At 71.2% G+C, this 16591-nt stretch carries 10 protein-coding genes; 8 read left to right on the top strand and 2 right to left on the bottom strand.

The features are described 5' to 3' along the window. Window positions 1–98 precede the first annotated feature (98 nt). From VIS07_08505 to VIS07_08480, 6 genes are all read left to right on the top strand, one after another. Complete coding sequence (locus VIS07_08505; GenBank protein ID HEY8515541.1) at window positions 99–581, top strand: hypothetical protein; 483 nt, start codon at window positions 99–101, stop codon at window positions 579–581. After that, a complete protein-coding gene (locus VIS07_08500; protein ID HEY8515540.1) occupies window positions 574–3069 on the top strand; it encodes a TonB-dependent receptor in 2496 nt (831 codons plus the stop codon). Before VIS07_08505 ends, VIS07_08500 begins: the two co-directional genes overlap by 8 nt. A gap of 147 nt (window positions 3070–3216) precedes the next feature. Further along, window positions 3217–5160 (top strand): hypothetical protein, encoded by a 1944-nt coding sequence (locus VIS07_08495; GenBank protein ID HEY8515539.1) that lies wholly within the window; start codon window positions 3217–3219, stop codon window positions 5158–5160. A gap of 371 nt (window positions 5161–5531) precedes the next feature. After that, window positions 5532–6644 (top strand): hypothetical protein, encoded by a 1113-nt coding sequence (locus VIS07_08490; GenBank protein HEY8515538.1) that lies wholly within the window; start codon window positions 5532–5534, stop codon window positions 6642–6644. Beyond that, complete coding sequence (locus VIS07_08485; GenBank protein ID HEY8515537.1) at window positions 6622–7791, top strand: hypothetical protein; 1170 nt, start codon at window positions 6622–6624, stop codon at window positions 7789–7791. The genes VIS07_08490 and VIS07_08485 overlap by 23 nt, the downstream gene beginning before the upstream one ends. Window positions 7792–7818: 27 nt before the next feature. Then, window positions 7819–10143, top strand: a complete 2325-nt coding sequence (locus tag VIS07_08480) for a hypothetical protein (protein ID HEY8515536.1) — start codon at window positions 7819–7821, stop codon at window positions 10141–10143. Window positions 10144–10159: 16 nt separating this feature from the next. On the opposite strand, the gene VIS07_08475 is transcribed toward VIS07_08480, so the two are convergent. Continuing rightward, window positions 10160–10378 carry a hypothetical protein gene (locus VIS07_08475; GenBank protein HEY8515535.1) on the bottom strand — a complete coding sequence of 73 codons (219 nt, stop codon included), beginning with the start codon at window positions 10376–10378 and terminating at the stop codon, window positions 10160–10162. On the opposite strand from VIS07_08475, the gene VIS07_08470 reads away from it, so the two are divergent. Further along, window positions 10377–11591 (top strand): carotenoid oxygenase family protein, encoded by a 1215-nt coding sequence (locus VIS07_08470; protein HEY8515534.1) that lies wholly within the window; start codon window positions 10377–10379, stop codon window positions 11589–11591. The two genes, VIS07_08475 and VIS07_08470, sit on opposite strands and share 2 nt — an antisense overlap. Window positions 11592–11672: 81 nt before the next feature. Here the strand turns inward: VIS07_08470 and VIS07_08465 are convergent, their stop codons facing one another. Beyond that, on the bottom strand, window positions 11673–12743 hold the full coding sequence (locus VIS07_08465; protein ID HEY8515533.1) for a hypothetical protein: 1071 nt from the start codon (window positions 12741–12743) through the stop codon (window positions 11673–11675). 291 nt (window positions 12744–13034) lie between these two features. On the opposite strand from VIS07_08465, the gene VIS07_08460 reads away from it, so the two are divergent. After that, window positions 13035–16547, top strand: a complete 3513-nt coding sequence (locus VIS07_08460) for a S8 family serine peptidase (GenBank protein ID HEY8515532.1) — start codon at window positions 13035–13037, stop codon at window positions 16545–16547. Window positions 16548–16591 lie beyond the last annotated feature (44 nt).

Below are 16591 nucleotides of genomic sequence, written 5' to 3'. Positions count from 1 at the left end.
GCCCTTGCCACTCCGCGCGGCGTCGACTAGTCGAAATCGGTAATCAATTTCAGCAATTTCTCCGGTCGCGGCGCGGACGTTCGCACCGGGAGGGGCGAATGGACTGGCTGGTCTTCGTGCGCGCACTACATGTCCTCGCAGCGTCGTGCTGGCTCGGCGAGGTGCTGGTGATCAACCTGATCCTGGTGCCGACCCTGTCGAGCTACACGGGGGCGGCGCGGCGCGACTTCCTCGCAACGGTCTTCCCGCGCGTGTTTCGTCTGGCGTCGGTGCTCGCCGGCACGGTCGCGGTGACGGGCGCGCTGCTGCTCTACCGCTTCACGGCGGGCGACTGGCGCGTGCTCACCGACGGACGCTGGGGCCTGTGCATCCTGATCGGCGGCAGCCTCGGCGGGCTGCTGATCGGCTTCCACTTCTTCATGGAGGACCGCCTCGCGCGCCGGGTCGGCATCGGGCGGCCCGACATCGGTCAGGACGTGGTGGAAGACGTGCACGTCAAGCTCAAGATCGTACCGCGCGTCGGGCTGGCGGTGATCACCACGATCTACGTCCTGATGCTGTTCGCGGTCCGGGGTGTCTGAGCCGGCTCGTCTCGACAGCTTCCGCCGGTACAGCCTCGTCGCCCTGCTGATCGCACCGCTCGCGTTCGCAGGAGGAGCGCCGCAGTCGCTCGCCGCGGAAGCCTCCGCTCCGGCGGCGACGCCCGCGCCGCTCGCCGCGCCGACGCCGAAGCCCGCGCGCGCCGCGGACGGCAGCACGCCCGCCGACGCCGGAAGCACGGCCTCACCCGCAGCGGCTGCAGACGCCCCGGCCACCGACGACGCGATCGTGCCCGAGGCGTTCGCGATCGACGAGATCGTCGTGTCGGCGCGGCGTCGCGAGGAGTCGCTCGAGGACGTGCCGGTCTCCGTCACCGTGCTGTCGAACGACGACCTGCGCGCATCCGAGGTGAGCCGCCTCGATCAGATCCAGCAGCTCGTGCCGAGCCTGGTCGTGGCGCGCGATCAAGCGGGACGGCCGCAGTTTTTCCTGCGCGGCGTCGGCTCGCCGCCGGGCCTCTTGCCGGGCCTCGCCTTCGATCCCGGGGTCGGCGTCTACGTCGACGGCGTCTTCCTGCCGCGCGCCGCCGGACAGCTCCTCGAGCTGGTCGACGTCGAGCGGATCGAGGTGCTGCGGGGCCCGCAGGGGACGCTCTACGGCAAGAACACGGTCGGCGGCGCGATCAAGGTCGACACCGTCAAGCCAGGAAAAGACCTCGCCGCGGCGGCGATGCTGCGCCCGGGCAACTACGGCAGCCTCGACACCCGCGCGATGCTGAACTTCCCGGTCGACTTCGCGGGGCTCGGCGACCGGATGTTCACGCGGGTCGCGTTCGGCTCGTCGCAGCGCGACGGCTACGTCTGGAACTCGTACCGCGACGAGTCGCTGTCCGACCTCGACTCGCTCGCGTTCCTCGGCACCTTGCGCTTCGTGCCCGCCGACGACGCGACGATCGACCTCACCGGGTCGTGGACCAAGAACCACTCGAAGCAGCGCGGCGGCCAGTGCGTGTTCCGCACCGCCGGCGCCTTCGGCGCGCTGCTGCCGCCGGATCCCGTGACCGGCGAGACGTACTTCGACGCGTGCAAGGCGTCGCGGCCGTTCGACGTGCAGTCCGACGTCGCCTCGCTGATCGACAGCGAGAGCTGGGGCACGTGGCTCGACGCGCGCGCGAAGATCGACCTGCCGGGGCTGGTCGACGGGCTCGCGGTGCGATCGTTGACCGCGGTGCAGGAGCAGACGCTGCGCGCGCGCATCGACGTCGACATGACGCGCTTCTTCCTCGCACGGCAGAGCGAGGCCGGCGGCGCGGGCATCGGCAACGGCGGACCGCGTCACCAGCGGCAGGTGAGCCAGGAGCTGCAGGTCACGGGCACGGCGCTCGACGGCCGGCTGCCGTTCGTCGCCGGCGTGTTCGCGGAATGGGAGGACGGCGGCCTCGACGCCGACATCTGGGCGCTGCCGCAGGTCGTGAACATCCGCGCGAAGAACCGCATCGACATCGACAACTGGACCTGGGCGCTGTTCGGCCAGGGGACCTACGAGCTGACGCCGTGGCTGGGCCTCACCGGCGGCCTGCGCTACACGCAGGAGAAGAAGGGCGCGGACGTCTGGTGGACGTCACCGTTCGACAACCCGACGCCGCTGTTCGCCGACTCGGCGCGCAGGGTCTACGACGCGTGGACGCCGACGGCGAGCCTCGCCGCGAAGGCGCCCGAGTCGCTCCTCGACGGCACGCCGCTGCAGCACGCGCTCGCCTACTTCACCTACGCGCGCGGCTTCCGCGGCGGCGGCTTCGACGCGGTGGTGACGCCGACGCAGCCCGACGGCATCGACCCGGTCGCGCCCGAGCACCTCGATTCGTCCGAGGTCGGCATCAAGACGTCGTCCTTCGACCGCCGCTTGACGCTGAACCTCGCGCTCTACCAGTCGCTCTACGACGACCTGCAGGTGCAGACGATCGTCGCCAGCACGAACGCGTTCGACCCGCGCGCCGTCGTGCTGAACGCGGCGAGCGCGAAGCTGCGCGGCCTCGAGCTCGAGGCGCTCGCGCTGCCGATGCAGGGGCTGTCGATTCAAGGATCGGTCGCGCTGTTCCACGGGCGCTTCACCGACTTCGAGTCGGTGAGCGCCGCGACCGGCGATCCGATCAATCGCGCCGGACAGCGCTTCCCGTACGTCCCCGAGGTGCAGACGTTCCTCGCGGTCCAGTACTCGCACCCGATCTCGCCGGGCGGGCCGTCGTGGCTCGACGGTTGGATCACGCCGCGCCTCGAGTGGTACTACCAGAGCGACGTCATCTACATCGCGCCCGAGGTGCCGCAGGGCACGCAGCCGGGGTACAACCTACTCAACGCGCGCCTCGCCTACGAGCTCATGGACGGCCGCGCCGAGGTCGCGCTGTGGGCGAAGAACCTCACCGACGAGGCCTACTTCGACTTCGCCTTCAACCTGCTGCCGGCCGGAACGTTGACGCGCTACTACCAGCTGCCGCGTACCTTCGGCGCGGAGATCAGCTACCGGCTCTGAGCCGGGAGAGCCCGGCGCCGCGGCCGGCCGACGACGGTAGCTGCGGCGCCTGCCACGCGCGCGCCGGAGGACTTCACGTCTTCCCCGGCACCGGCCAAATGGCGTACATCGCCCGCCATGCCACGCGTCGCTCCTGCCCTGCTTCCCGTGCCAGCTTCGACCGCGTCCTCGCGGGCGCGCTTCCCGAGCCGCGCCGTCTGCGGCCTGCTCGCCTGGCTCGCGCTCGCCGTCGCCGACTTGGCCGTCCCGCCGCACGCGGACGCGCAGCCCGGCTTCGATCCGTTCGGCGGCTGGCTCGGCGTCTCGACCACCGCGACCGGACGCTTCCGCACCGAGCAGATCGACGGCGTCTGGTGGCTCGTCACGCCGGACGGGCACGGGATGTTCTCCGCGGGCATCGTCGGCGTGCGCGTGGAAGGCGACTTCGCACCGACGATCGGCACCGCGCCGTACCGCGACAACGTTCTCGCGCGCTACGGCAGCGCGACCGCGTGGGCCGAGGTCACGCTCATCCGCCTGCTCGACATCCACGTCAACACGATCGGCTCGTGGAGCGACTACGGGCTCTTCGTCCAGGTGATGCCCTACACGCCGATCCTCGGCTTCGCGCAGCACGCGCCCGCGGTGCCGGACGTGCCGAACGGGCTCACCGGGCAGCCGGTGCGCGACTACTTCGCTCCCGCGTTCGTCGCGGGCGCGAGCGTCGAGGCGGCGAAAGCCGCGAGCTGCGCCGCCGACCCGTGGTGCATCGGCGTGTTCAGCGACAACGAGCTCGGCTGGGGTCCGCCTTTGATCTTGACGCAGCCGATCTTCGACGCCTACTTCCGCCTGCCCGCGGGCGCCCCCGGCAAGGTGGCGCTGCAGAGCTATCTCGAGACGCGCTACGGCGGCGACGTCGCCGCCTTCAACGCCGACTTCGGGCTCTCGCTCGCGAGCTTCGACGACGTGCAGACCCTCACCGAGCTCGGCGCGGACTGGCAGACCGACGCTCCGGCGCGCCAGGCGGTGCGGCACGCGTTCACCGGCGTGGTCGCGGAGCAGTACTTCCGCACCGTGCACGACGCGCTGCGCGCCGTCTCGCCGACGATGCTGATCCTCGGCGCGCGCTTCCTCTCGTACTCGACGCCGCCCGAAGTTGCGGCGGCGGCGGGTCCGTACGTCGACGTGCTGAGCACGAACTACTACGAGTTCGGGGCGGTGTGGTTCGACCTCGCGCAGCAGCTCGCCGCGCAGGCCGGCTACATCCAGGCGGCGCGCATGTTCGACGACGTCGACACGCTCTACGCGCTCACCGGCAAGCCGATCCTGATCAGCGAGTACGGCTACCGCTCCGCCGAGTCGGAGCTGCCCAACACCTTCCCGCCGTTCTATCCGACGTTGCCGACGCAGGCGGCGCGCGCCGACGCGTTCAGCGCGTACACGCGCCGTGCGGTGCAGCGGCCGTACGTCGTCGGCACGCACTGGTTCAAGCACGCCGACCAGCCGATCGAGGGGCGCTTCGACGGCGAGGACAACAACTGGGGCATCGTCGACCTGCACGACGAGCCGTACGTCGTGCTCAACGACCGCATGCGGCTGCTGAACGCCGACACGCCGACGCGCCGCACGCTGATTCCCGGCGGCACGGAGAAGCGCAACGAGTGCCTGCTCGAGTGGAGCGTGAGCGGCGTCTCGGCGAGCCGCGTCAAGCAAGGCGTCCCCTTCCCGACCGGGCGGATCGTGTGCCGGGACAACGACCCGACCTGCGACCTCGACGCCACGCCGGGCCGCTGCGTGATCGCCGTCGCGCCGTGCGCGCCGACCGTGGACTCGCGCTTCGCCGCCTGCACGCCGGAGCCGCTCACCGGGGTCCGGCTCATGAAGCCGGTCGCGAGGCGCGCGCCGGAGACGGCCGCAGCGCTCGCCGCGAGCCTCGGCTCGCTGGTCGGCCGTCCGGTGCCGGGCCTCGCGCCGAGCGCGTGCGGGAACGCGGTCGAGATTGCGCTCGAGCTCGGCAGCCGCAAGCGCGTCGCGCAGACGGTCGCCGCGCGCGCGTTCGCCGGCAAGCGGCGCGACGCGGATCGGCTGCAGCTCGTCTGCGAGCGCTCCTGACGCCGACGTTGGCGCGGCGGCGGGGCGGGCTCCGCTGACCCGCTGAGCCGTCCCCCGAGCGACGTCGACGCTTCTCTCGCGCGCGCCCGAGACCGCGCGCGGCCCGCGCTTGCGACCAGCGCGCCCAGAGCGTCGCCCTTTCCAAGGCTTGGCGCGGAGCAGCAACATCCGCGCAAAAATTGGATAGGACGCCTCCGGGCGCGTTTTGTCGTCTCAAATCAATTTTTTGTCAGAAACGATCATCGCGACGTCCGCGACGATTGTGATAGGCGAGCGGCCGCGAACGCGCCCGGATCTTCGAGATCTCGGCGCATCGTGAGTTTGCAGCGCCCGTTGGTTGCCGGCGGGTCGACGAGAACGAGGGGCCACCTATGCGAACCTTCCTTCTTGCTTGCGCGATGCTCGGCCTCGCCCTCTCCGGGCCTGCCAGGGCCGCCACGAACGTCGAGCGGCAGCTCGAGCAGCTCGCCGTCGCGCTCGAGCAGCTCGGTCGCGCGGACGAGGCTCGACGCTTCCGTGAGGCGGTCGCCGCGACGCCACCGCAGGATCTCGAGGCGGTGTACGGCGACACGGACCTCACGCCGCTCGCCGAGAAGCTCTTCGAGGCCGCGCCGCTGGAAGCGGAGGTCCAGGCAGGTCTCGCGGAGTCGCGTGCGACCGCGCTCGCGAGGGCGAGCGCCGCGACGCTCCAGACGGCGCGCCCGCCGGAGTCGATCTTGAGTCATGGCAACGGGCCGTTGCCCGAGGCTCCGTGGCCGGACATCAGCGGTGACTTCTGCGACGCGCAGGAGATTCCGGGCAGGACCACGTCCGACACGCACGAGGGATTCGTCAAGCTCCGGGACCTGAACACCGCCACGAAGACCGTCGAGCAGTTCGAGATCCTCTACGCGTTCGCGCGCGGCGTCTGGGACGGCCTCAGCCGCGCCTGCGATCAGACGACGATCGTGGCCGGATCGGGCGCCAACACGTCGCTCGCTTGCCTGCCGATCGACATCGTCCTCGCGGTCGCCGAGCTGCTCGTCGCAGAGGCGAAGTGGGCCGTCGAGTTCGTGCAGATGGAGCTCGACATGATCGGCTTGTGCGACGGCGCGGTCGAGACGGCGCAGATGGCCGGCACCTACAAGCGCCTCGGCCACCTGCACGAGGACCTGCAGGCCTTCAAGGCCTCCGTGCGAACGCGCCTCGCCGAGGCCCACCGCCAGGCGGATCTCGTGCTCGAGGTCCTGCTCGAGGGCGATCTGCGCGAGAAGTCCGTGCGACGCCTCAACGTCAACTACACGACGCGCCTCGAGGAGGCCTGCGACGAGGCGCAGGCAGCGATCGACGAGACGGCTGCCGCGGGATACTCGCCGACACCTCAACCCCAGGCGCTGGTCGACGCGGGTCGCAAGGCGATGGCGACCGACCCCAAGCGGGCCTTCGATTACTGCCAGGCGGGGTACCGCCTCGTCACGTCGCGTGGAACCGTCCGGCGCCGCTGAGCGGGGCGGGGGCACTCAACGATCGAGCTGGAGAACGCCGATGAGAACCTGGACTTTCCTGGGCACGACCCTCGCTCTGCTCCTCCTCACGTCGTCGACGGCCGCGGCCGACGCGGGCTCCGTCCGCCAGCAGATGGAGGAGCTCGCGACCGCGATCGAGCAGGTCGGACAGTGGGAAAATGCCGCGCGGCTGCGTGGCTTTCTCGACGCGACGCCGGACGAGGAGCTCGAACAGGTCTACGGTCGCACCGATCTCACGCCGCTGATCAGCGCCTTCCAGCAGGCCGGTGCCTTGCGCGGCAACGCGGTCGCGCGCGTCACGTCCGCGCGTGAGGCGATCGAGGCGGCGCAGCGCGAAGCCCGCGAGCGAAAGTTGCGTACACCGCCGCTCGCCAGCCGCGCGCTGAGCGCCGACGATTTCCCGGAGGCAGACTATCCCAACGAGCTGGAGTTCTGCCCGACCCATGCGCTGGTCGACGGCGAGCTGCCCCGGCGCTCGAGAGCGATGGATACCCTGGAGCTCGCGCGCGACCTGAACATCACCATCCTCGCGCTGGAGCAGGTCGAGAACCTGCGCTCGCTCGCCAAGAACATCTGGAGCGGCCTGAGCCGTGCCTGCGACCAGTTCGTCGCCGTCCTGTTCGGCGGCAACCTGTCGGTGGCGTGCATCCCGGCCGACATCGTGTTCGCAGCGGCCGAGCTGGTGGTCGCCGAGGTGAAGTGGGCGATCGGGATCGCGCAGTCGAACCTCGAGCTCGTCGCAGCGTGCGACGCAGCCGTGACGAGCGAGGAGCTCGCGGCGAACTACGACCGGAGCAAGGCGCTTCACGACGACCTGGAAGCGTTCCGGACCGAGGTCGAGACCCAGCTCGACGCCCTCGACGAGAAGTGGGCTCTCGTGCTTCGCGTCCTGCTCGAGCGCGACCTGCAGTGGAACTCGGGCCCGCGCATGGCCGTGAACTACGGCGAGCGCCTGAAGGAGTCGTGTGACGCGACCGAGCAGGCGATCCTGGACGCGAAGGCCCTCGGTTACAAGGTTCCTGCCCGCGCCGAGGAGAATCTGGCGCTGGCTCGCACGCTCTTCACGACGGACCCGAAGGCGGCGCTCGATCTCTGCCGGACGGCCTACCGTCTCACCACCCGCTGACGCCAACCCGCGCAAACGAGGTTCGCCATGAAGCGTCCAAGCGCCCCGACCTTCGATCTTCCGATGGCCTCCCTGCTCCGGCGAGCCGAGCCCGGACGGCGCGCGCGCGCGCCGCGGCGTGTCGCCTGGCTCACCACGACGTTGCTGCTCGTCGCGGCTCCGGTGCTCGCCCAGACGAACGTGTCGCTCACGACGACGCCTTCGAGCGTCAAGCCAGGCGGCCGGCTCGCCTACGGCGTGACGGTCTTCAACGAGGGAGGGGCAAGCGCAGACTTCGACCTGTCGTTTACCTGGGATGCGCACCTCCAGCTGAAGGGCGTCGCGGGGACCGAGGGAACGAGCCTCATCCCTTTCTGCATCATCGAGAGTTGCGAGTTCCCAGGTCCTTGCCTTCTCACCGGCGGCACGTGCAAGCCGTCGGGAATCTGCGCCGTCGCGAACTTCACGTGCATCGCGGAACGGGGCGTGGCGAAGTGGACGATCCTCAATCTCGCCCCTGGTAAGGCGGCTACCCTGACCTTCGAGCACGAGGTCGATCCGCAAACCCCTCTCACGGATCCCGAAGAGTTCGAGCCGCAGCTCTCGACCATCGTCGAGGCTGCGCGGTACCGCGCGGACGGCAGCCTCGAAGCGCCCATCGTCCGCCAGCAAAGGACGAGCGTTCTCGCCGACGGCGAAGCGCTTCCGCTGGTCGCCGACCTGGCCGCGATCCCGACTGAGGTACGCCCGGGCGAGGAGCTCGCCTACCGCCTGAACGTGATCAACAAGGGCGCCGTGCGTCGAAAGCTCCGCGTGAACCTCGACCTCGATCCGGACTTCGGGTCGCGCGCACGGCACACCGACACGCCTGGATGCGACGACGTCATCCGACCCATCTGCGTCCGCTTCGAGAGCACGGAGCGCTTCGAAGTCGAGATGGAACCTGCGCAGATCTTCGTGCTGCGCGTGACTGGCCGCGTGGCCGCCGAGACCCTCAAGACGGAGCTTCGCGCCCATCTCCAGATCGTCGACGACGAGACGCGGCACGCGATGACGGACGACGAGGTGACGACCGTCCTCGTCTGCGAGGGCAAGGCGGACGGCGCGCAGTGCGACAACGGCGACACGTGCACGGCCGACGTCTGCCGCGAGGGGAACTGCGTCGCGGCGGCATGCCCGCAGGCATGCGACGGCGCCCCCCGCGGCGCCCCGTGCTCCGACGGCAACGCGTGCACGCTCGAGGAGTGTGACGGCAACGGCCAGTGCGTGCCGAAGACGACGGGCAGCGGGAGGCCGCTCGAGGTGCGGTGCAGCTCCTGCCAGCAGTGCGTTGCGGACGTCGGCTGCTCTACGGTGGCCGCGCAGGGCAAGGTCTGCCGAATGGCGTTCGGTACCTGCGACGTAGCAGAGGTTTGCGACGGCGTGAGCCCGCTGTGCCCCGAGGATCTGTTCAAGGCGCCTGGCACGACGTGCGACGACGGCGATCCCGAGACCGTCAACGACAAATGCGTCGCGCAGCCCTCGGGGCCGCCGCGCTGCGACGGTGATCCGCATCCGTGCGGCAACGGCGTCCTCGATGCCGGTGAGCAATGCGACGACGGGAACAGGGACGCTGGCGACTGCTGCTCGCCGAGCTGCCAGTACGAGCCTGCCGGGACGGCCTGCGACGACGACACCGTGTGCAACGGCCGCGAGACGTGCGACGGGGCCGGTTCCTGCACTGCCGGCGCACCGCTGGACTGCGACGCCGGGACCGTCTGCGCCACCGGCTCGTGCGACCCGGTCGAGGGGTGCGTGCTCGCCCCCGCGCCGGCGAGCTCGTGCGTGAGCGGGTTCAGGAAGGCCTCGCTGCTCGTCAACGAGGTGCGGAAAGGCTTCGAGTCGCTGAGCTTGAAGCTCGCGAGCGGGCCGAAGCTCGACGCGAGCGTCTTCGGCGACCCGACCGCAGCCGGTGGGCCGGGCTACACCGTGTGCTTCTACCGGCGCGACGACGGCGGGTTCGCCGGCGACCTCCAGATCGACCGGGCCGGCCAGTCCTGCGGTGCGAAGCCCTGCTGGCGGCGGCTCGGCGCCCGGGGGTTCCAGTACACGGACCGCGACTACGCGACCGACGGCGTCGGCGTGCTCAAGCTGCGCGCCGGTGCGGCAGGGCAGTCGCAGATCTTGGTCACCGGCCGCAACAGAGCGACCAAGGGGCAAGGATCTCTGCCGGCCGGGACCTCGCCGACGGCGCCGGGCATCGCCAAGGGGCTCGAACGCTCGTTCGCCGGAGCGCTGGTGCAGGTGCGGCGCGACGACGGAGGCGCGTGCTTCGAGGCGGAGCTTCCGAACGTCGCCCGATCGGGGCCCACCTACTTCAAGGCCAAGAAGTGAGCAGGTCTGGCCCAGCCTAGCGTCGCCGGGCCCGCGCGGTGCGCGCGCGCCGCGCGGGCCCGGGACGCGTGATCCGCTCGATCACGCCCTCGCGGGCGAGCGCGACGACGGTGCTGCCCGGCTTCACCACGCCGAGGATCGCGAGCGACGTCACGCCGTGCATCGTCGTCCAGTACGCGAGCGTCGCCTCGTCGACGCTGCAGCGGAGCCGCCCCGCGCGCTCGACGTCGCTCATGCCGCGGCGCAGGCGGTCGCACTGGTTCCTCGGCGACGGGATGGTGCACGGCGTCCGCCTCGAGCGCGGCCGCGCGCGCTGGTACCGCAACCGCTACGTCCGCACGGGCTTCTGGAAGAACCAGGTCAGCTTCAACGACGCGATCCGCCTCGGTCTCGCGCCGGGCGGCGAGAACGGCCAGAGAAACGTGAGCGTCGTCTACCAAGGCGGACGGCTCCTGAGCTCGGGCGAGATCGGCGCCGCGTTCGAGCTCGACCCGCGCGACCTCTCGACCAAGGGCGTCTTCGACTTCGGCGGCGTCGTGCGGAACTCCTTCACCGCCCACCCGAAGGTCGACCCCGCAACCGGCTACCTGCACTTCTTCGGCTACTGGTTCGTGCCGCCATACTCGACGTACTACGTCGCGGACGAGACCGGCCGCGTGATCTCCGCCGAGCCGATCGAGGTCGCCAAGCCGACGATGATCCACTCGTTCGCGATCACCGACCGCGAGGCGGTGTTTTGGGAGGGACCGGTCGTCTTCGACCTCGCGGAGGCGATCGACGAGCCGCTCGCGGGCTTCAAGTGGACGCCGAGCTACGGCTCGCGGATCGGCATCCTGCCGTTCGGGCGTCCGGGCTCGGAGATCCGCTGGGTCGAGATCGAGAACTGCTACGTCTTCCACGAGGTGAACGCCTTCCGCGACGGCGACGACGTGGTGATCGACGTCTCGCGCCTGCCGTCGATCTTCGCGACCGGCGACCGCGGCGACGGCGACATCCGGGTGACGCGCTGGCGCGTGGGCACGGCGGGACCGGAGCTGACCTTCCGCGAGGAGATCGTGAGCTGGAGCCAGCTCGACCTCGCGACCCACGACCGCCACTTCACCGGACGCGCCGGCTACCGCAACGGCTGGTTCTCCCACCTCCGCCACCACCCCGACACCGTCGACCTCGGCGGCATCGGCCGCATCGACTTCCGCACCGGCGAGGAGGAGATCTGGGATCCGGGGCTCCACCGCCACGCGGGCGAGGCGCTGTTCGTCCCCGCCGGCCCCGGCGATGGCGAGGGCTATGTGCTGTCGTTCGTCTACGACCGCGCGCGCGACGCGAGCACGCTCGCGGTGTTCGAGGCGCTGCGCATCGCGCGCGGGGCGATCGCCGAGGTCGAGCTGCCGCGCCGCGTGCCGTTCGGCTTCCACGGCTGGTGGGTGCCGGGCGACGCGATCGGCTGAAGCGCGACGTCAAGCCAATACGTAGTCAAGCATAAGAGCTGCACGCGCGCGTCGGCGCGGGCCGCCGCAGACGAGACCGGCTCAGCCGCCCGGCGTCACGCAGATGCACAGATCGCTGCCCGGGACGCCGACCGGCACGCACTCGCGCCCGCCGCTGCACGTCCCGCCGCACTCCGGGGCGCTGCCGCACGGAATCGGCAGGCACTGGTAGCCGCTGCCCGGGATGACGACGCACTGCAGGTCGGGGTGCGGGCACGCGCCGAAGCCCGGCGCGCCGCACACCGCCGCCGGATCGGTGCAGCCGCACGCGCTCTCGAAGATCGCGTTGCCGGGAATCAGCTGGCACTCGAGCCCGTCGGGACACGCGCCGTCGCACGCCATGCCGCTCGTGCCGCAGGGCGGCGTGTCGGAAGGCGCGCACAGGCACGCGTTCGTCGGGCCGGGGAAGCCGCCGTCGATCGGCCAGCAGCTCTGGCCCGCGGGGCACGTGCCGCCGCAGAGCGGCGCGGTGTCGCCGCACGGCTGCGTCGGATAGACGCAGCGACAGACGCTGCCCACGACGTCCGGCGCGCACGTGCCGCCGTCCGGGCACGGCGCGCCGCAGAACGGGAAGCTCTCGCTCGCGCACGGATCGCCGAGCGCGAGCAGCAGGGTGTCGTCCGCGCAATCGGCGAGCTGCGGCGCCGGCGCGTTGCGCGCGGCGAAGAGGCCCGCGCGGTCGCGCTGCACGCTCGTCTCGGTGAACACCGCGCAGCTCCGCAGCGAGCCCAGCGTGACGCGGACCGCGACCGCGCCGAGCGGCGCCGTGACGTCCATCCCGAGGTCCGACGCGGCGACCTGCAGCCGCTTGCCCTCGCGCAGCAGCACGGATGCGAGCGCGCCACCTCGCCCGCGGTAGCGGTACGTGCGGATCTTCGCCCGCACGAGGCGCCAGCCCGGCGTGCCGATGCCCGGCGGCGCGCCGACCGAGGCGGGCGCCGCACCGCGCGCGAACACGTCGACAGTGATGCCGCCCGGCGTGCCGCTGGTCGGATCGTCCGCGCTCTCGGGTTCGGGGAAGAGAAACGCCGGATCCGTGGTCACGAAGACGAGACGCGTCTTCGGACCGGATTTCGAGATCTTGACGGACCGGCCGCTGACGGGTCGGTCCACGGCCTCCGCCGAACGGGCTGCGACCGCCGTCGCGAGAACGCACGCGGCAGCGAGCAGCACGGTGAAGGCCGCCCGCTGATCGCGAGCGCTCGACTGGCCCATGCGACTCCCTCCTGCCGAGGCTTCTACGAGCATTTGGCGCTGCCGATCAAGCGACGAATCACGCCCGCGTTCTTTCGTCTCTGCTGCGGGTAGCGAGCCGCTACCTCGCAGGTAGCGCCCTTCCGCCAAACGGACCGCGCTCGTCGTACGTCGCCGTCGACCGGCGACGAGCCGCCTCAGGAGGAAGGAATGCTCACCAAGAACGGCCCTCGAGCCCGCAACCTGCGCGAGCTCCGCGGGCGTCTCGCTTCCGCGCTCGTCGCGTCGCTCGCCCTCGCGCTGTGCGTCGGCCCCGTGTCGTCGGTCGCAGGCGACCAGAGCGTCGTCCGCCCGCCGTACGACGAAGCGCTCCTCGCCGAGATCGCGGAGGCGGTCCTCGCCGGACTGCCGGCGTCGCCGCCCGAGGCGACGTCGCCCGCAGCGCCGAGCAGCGCGCCCGGCGCCGCCGCGAGCGACGCGGCGGCGGCGGACGCGTCCGCAGCCGAGCCCGAGCTCGCGCCCGACGAGCTCGCGGCCGAGCTCGCGCCGGCGGTCGAGGGCGTCAACGTCCTGATCCCGCCGGGTGCGATGGCGTCGCGCAAGAAGCCCGACGCGAAGGCGACCGCGACCTACCTCTCGAACTCGTCGCGGCAGCGCGCCGACGCCGGACGCGCGCTCAGCTTCTCGTCCGGCGTGCGCGCGCCGGCGTCGGGGCTCGACCCGGCGCTCGAGGCGCACGCGCACGGCCTGCGCGATCGGGGGCGCGACACCGTCTACGGCTTCGTCCTGCTGCGCGTGCCGCTCGACGAGCGCGTCGAGGAGAAGCTCGCGGCGCTCGGCGTCCGCCTCCTCGGCCGCCACGACGACCACCACAAGGCGCGCCTGCCGATCCGTACGCTGTCTGCCGTCGCGGCGCTGCCCGAGGTCGAGTGGGTGGGCGTCAGCACCACCGAGCAGAAGTCGAGCCCGGAGCTCGCCGCGCTGCGCACGCCGACGGCCGCCGCGCCTGCGCTCGATCCGACGACGCCGATCCCGGTGGTCGTCAACCTCTTCGAGGCGGACGAAGACGGCAGCTTCCGGCGCGCGCTCGAAGCGGCCGGGGCCGCGGTCGGCGCGTACGACGCCGACCTGCACTCCTACGAGGCGGTCGCGACCGGTCCGGTGCTCGAGCGTCTCGCGGCGCTCGACTTCGTGCTGTTCATCGAGACGATCGACGTGAACCCGCCGGGCCACGACCAGAGCGCGCCGCTGATGGACGTCGACATGATCCGCCCGGGCAGCATTTCTTATGGATTGACGCGGTTTAGCGGCGCGCCGATCCCGGTCGGCATCATCGACAGCGGCGCGATGATCGGCGGGCCGAGCGGGCACGTCGACCTCGCGGGCAAGCGCGCCTGCGGCAAGAACTTCACGAGCGAGCCGGGCGGCGCGTTCATCGATCTGTTCGAGCACGGCACGCACTTGCTCGGGACGATCGCGGGCACCGGCACCGCAAACCCGCGCTACCGTGGCGTCGCGCCGGGCGTGGGCGAGCTCGCGCAAGGCGGCCACCTGCGCGTCGCCAAGGTCTGGGACAAGAACGGTCAGGGCAACACGGACTCGGTGCTCAAGGCCGCGATGGACTGGATGACCGCGCCGGGCGAGTGCAGCACGAACCCGGTCGATCCCGCGCCGATGGTGATCAACTACAGCGGCGGCGCCGGGACCAACCTCCGCGGCACCGACGAGATCTCGCGCAAGGCCGACTACCGCACCTGGATCAACGCACAGCTCTACGTCGTCTGCTCCGGCAACGGCGGCGCGCCGGGCACGATCGGCACGCCCGGCGTCGCGAAGAACGTGCTCGCGGTCGGCAACGTGTTCGACAAGGGATACTTGACGGTCGGCGATCGGAAGTCGACGAGCAGCCAGGGGCCGACCGGCGACGGCCGCATGAAGCCGAACGTCGTCGCGCCCGGCGCGACCATCACCTCGGCGTGGGCCGCGACCACCAACGGCTACAAGAACCTCGACGGCTGCAGCATGGCGACGCCGCACGTCACGGGGCTCGCGGCCTCGCTCCTGCAGCACTACCCGCAGTTCCAGTTCCGTCCGGCGATGACGCGCGCGCACCTGATGGCGACCGCGCTGGGCCACGACGGCGCGGTGGGCAAGAGCAACGAGTACGGCCTCGGGCGCGTCTCGAGCTACGTCGCGCACTGGGACCATCCGAACTCGGACGGCTGGGAGACACGCCGCTTCTGGGGCACGATCAACTCCTTCGGCTTCGCCTTCAGCGACATCACGGTGCCGCCGGGCGCGAAGCGTCTGGTCGTCGTGCTCACCTGGGACGAGCCGCCGGCGAGCGCGGGCGCGAGCCGCGCGGTGCTCTACGACATCGACCTCTACGTCGACCGCAACGTCGACTGCGGCGATCCGACCGGCGCCTGCGGCGAGTACGTCTCGGTGTCGTCAATCGACAACGTCGAGTACCTCGTGGTGCACGATCCGCCGCCGGGCACCTACCGGCTAAAGGTCGTGCCCACCGACGCCGAGAACACCGTGCTGCCCTGGGGCATGAGCGCGCTCATCGTGCGCGGCGATGTCCTGCCGCTGGCGCGCGTCCAGTCGTCGCCGCCCGCGATGACGGCATACGCGAGCGGCCCGACGAGCGTCGGCGTCGGCTCGCTCATCACGGTGGGCGTCAACGTCGCGAACGACTCGTGGGTCGCGTCCGGCGTGCACGTCCACCAGCTGCCGCTGCCGTCCGGCGTGCTGCCGGTCGACGTCCAGCCGACGCGGCTCGACGGCACGAGCATGGCGTTCACCGATCCCGACGGCTCGATCACGCTCGGCAACATCCCGCCGAGCTGGTCGCGCACGGCGACGTACTCGTTCCTCGCGCAGACGCCGGGCAGCAAGACCTTCAGCTTCCGCGTCTGGTCGGAGAACTCGGGCGAGATCACGCTGAGCCGCACGGTGAACGTCGTCGGGAGCGCGACGAGCGCGAACCTCGGCGTGGCGTCGATGTCGACCAATCCGTCGGCGCCGTCGGGCGCGCCGGGCAGCAAGTTCAAGCTGACGTCGACCGTGCAGAACGGCGGCGGGACGCGCTCCACGTCGTCGACGACGCGCTTCTACCTCTCGAGCGACGCGGTGAAGAGCGCCGACGATCGGCTCTTGACGGGCATCCGCTCGGTGCCGGCGCTCGATCCCGGTGCCGGCGCGTCGGGAACGACGACGGTGACGATTCCCGCGTCGACCCCGCTCGGCTCCTACTTCGTGCTCGCCTGCGCCGACGACAAGGGCACCGTCGTCGAGAGCAACGAGGACGACAACTGCGCGGCGACGTCGGGCGCGGTCGTGACGGTGGGCCAGCCCGACCTGGTCGAGGGCCAAGTCTCGAACCCGCCGGCGACGAAGAAGCGCGGCACCACGTTCTCGGTCGGCGACACGGCGCAGAACCTCGGCAACGTCGCGGCCAAGGCCTCGAAGACGCGCTACTACCTCTCGACCGACGCGACCAAGAGCTCGGGCGACAAGCTCCTGAGCGGCGCGCGCGCGGTGCCTGCGCTCGCGCCCGGCGCCGCGCACACCGGGAGCAAGTCGGTGAAGATCCCCGCGGCGACCGTGCCCGGGAGCTACTACGTGCTCGCCTGCGCCGACGACACCAAGACGTCGGCGGAGACCAGCGAGAGCAACAACTGCGCCGCGTCAAGCTCCAAGATCACCGTGACCCAGTGAGCGCACGCGAGCCCCCGTCCCGGCACGCCGGGGCGGGGGCGTCG

This window comes from Candidatus Binatia bacterium (assembly GCA_036563615.1).
GTDB lineage: Bacteria > Desulfobacterota > Binatia > UBA12015 > UBA12015 > DATCMB01.
The sequence above is the reverse complement of the archived record's forward strand: the minus strand, read 5'-3'. Positions and strand labels throughout refer to the sequence as shown.

What these genes read in the sequence shown, in the direction of transcription:
- VIS07_08505 (HEY8515541.1), top strand. Translation starts at nt 99, where the DNA reads ATGGACTGGCTGGTCTTCGTGCGCGCACTACATGTCCTCGCAGCGTCG.
- VIS07_08480 (HEY8515536.1), top strand. Translation starts at nt 7,819, where the DNA reads ATGAAGCGTCCAAGCGCCCCGACCTTCGATCTTCCGATGGCCTCCCTG.
- VIS07_08470 (HEY8515534.1), top strand. Translation starts at nt 10,377, where the DNA reads ATGCCGCGGCGCAGGCGGTCGCACTGGTTCCTCGGCGACGGGATGGTG.
- VIS07_08490 (HEY8515538.1), top strand. Translation starts at nt 5,532, where the DNA reads ATGCGAACCTTCCTTCTTGCTTGCGCGATGCTCGGCCTCGCCCTCTCC.
- VIS07_08475 (HEY8515535.1), bottom strand. Translation starts at nt 10,378, where the DNA reads ATGAGCGACGTCGAGCGCGCGGGGCGGCTCCGCTGCAGCGTCGACGAG.
- VIS07_08460 (HEY8515532.1), top strand. Translation starts at nt 13,035, where the DNA reads ATGCTCACCAAGAACGGCCCTCGAGCCCGCAACCTGCGCGAGCTCCGC.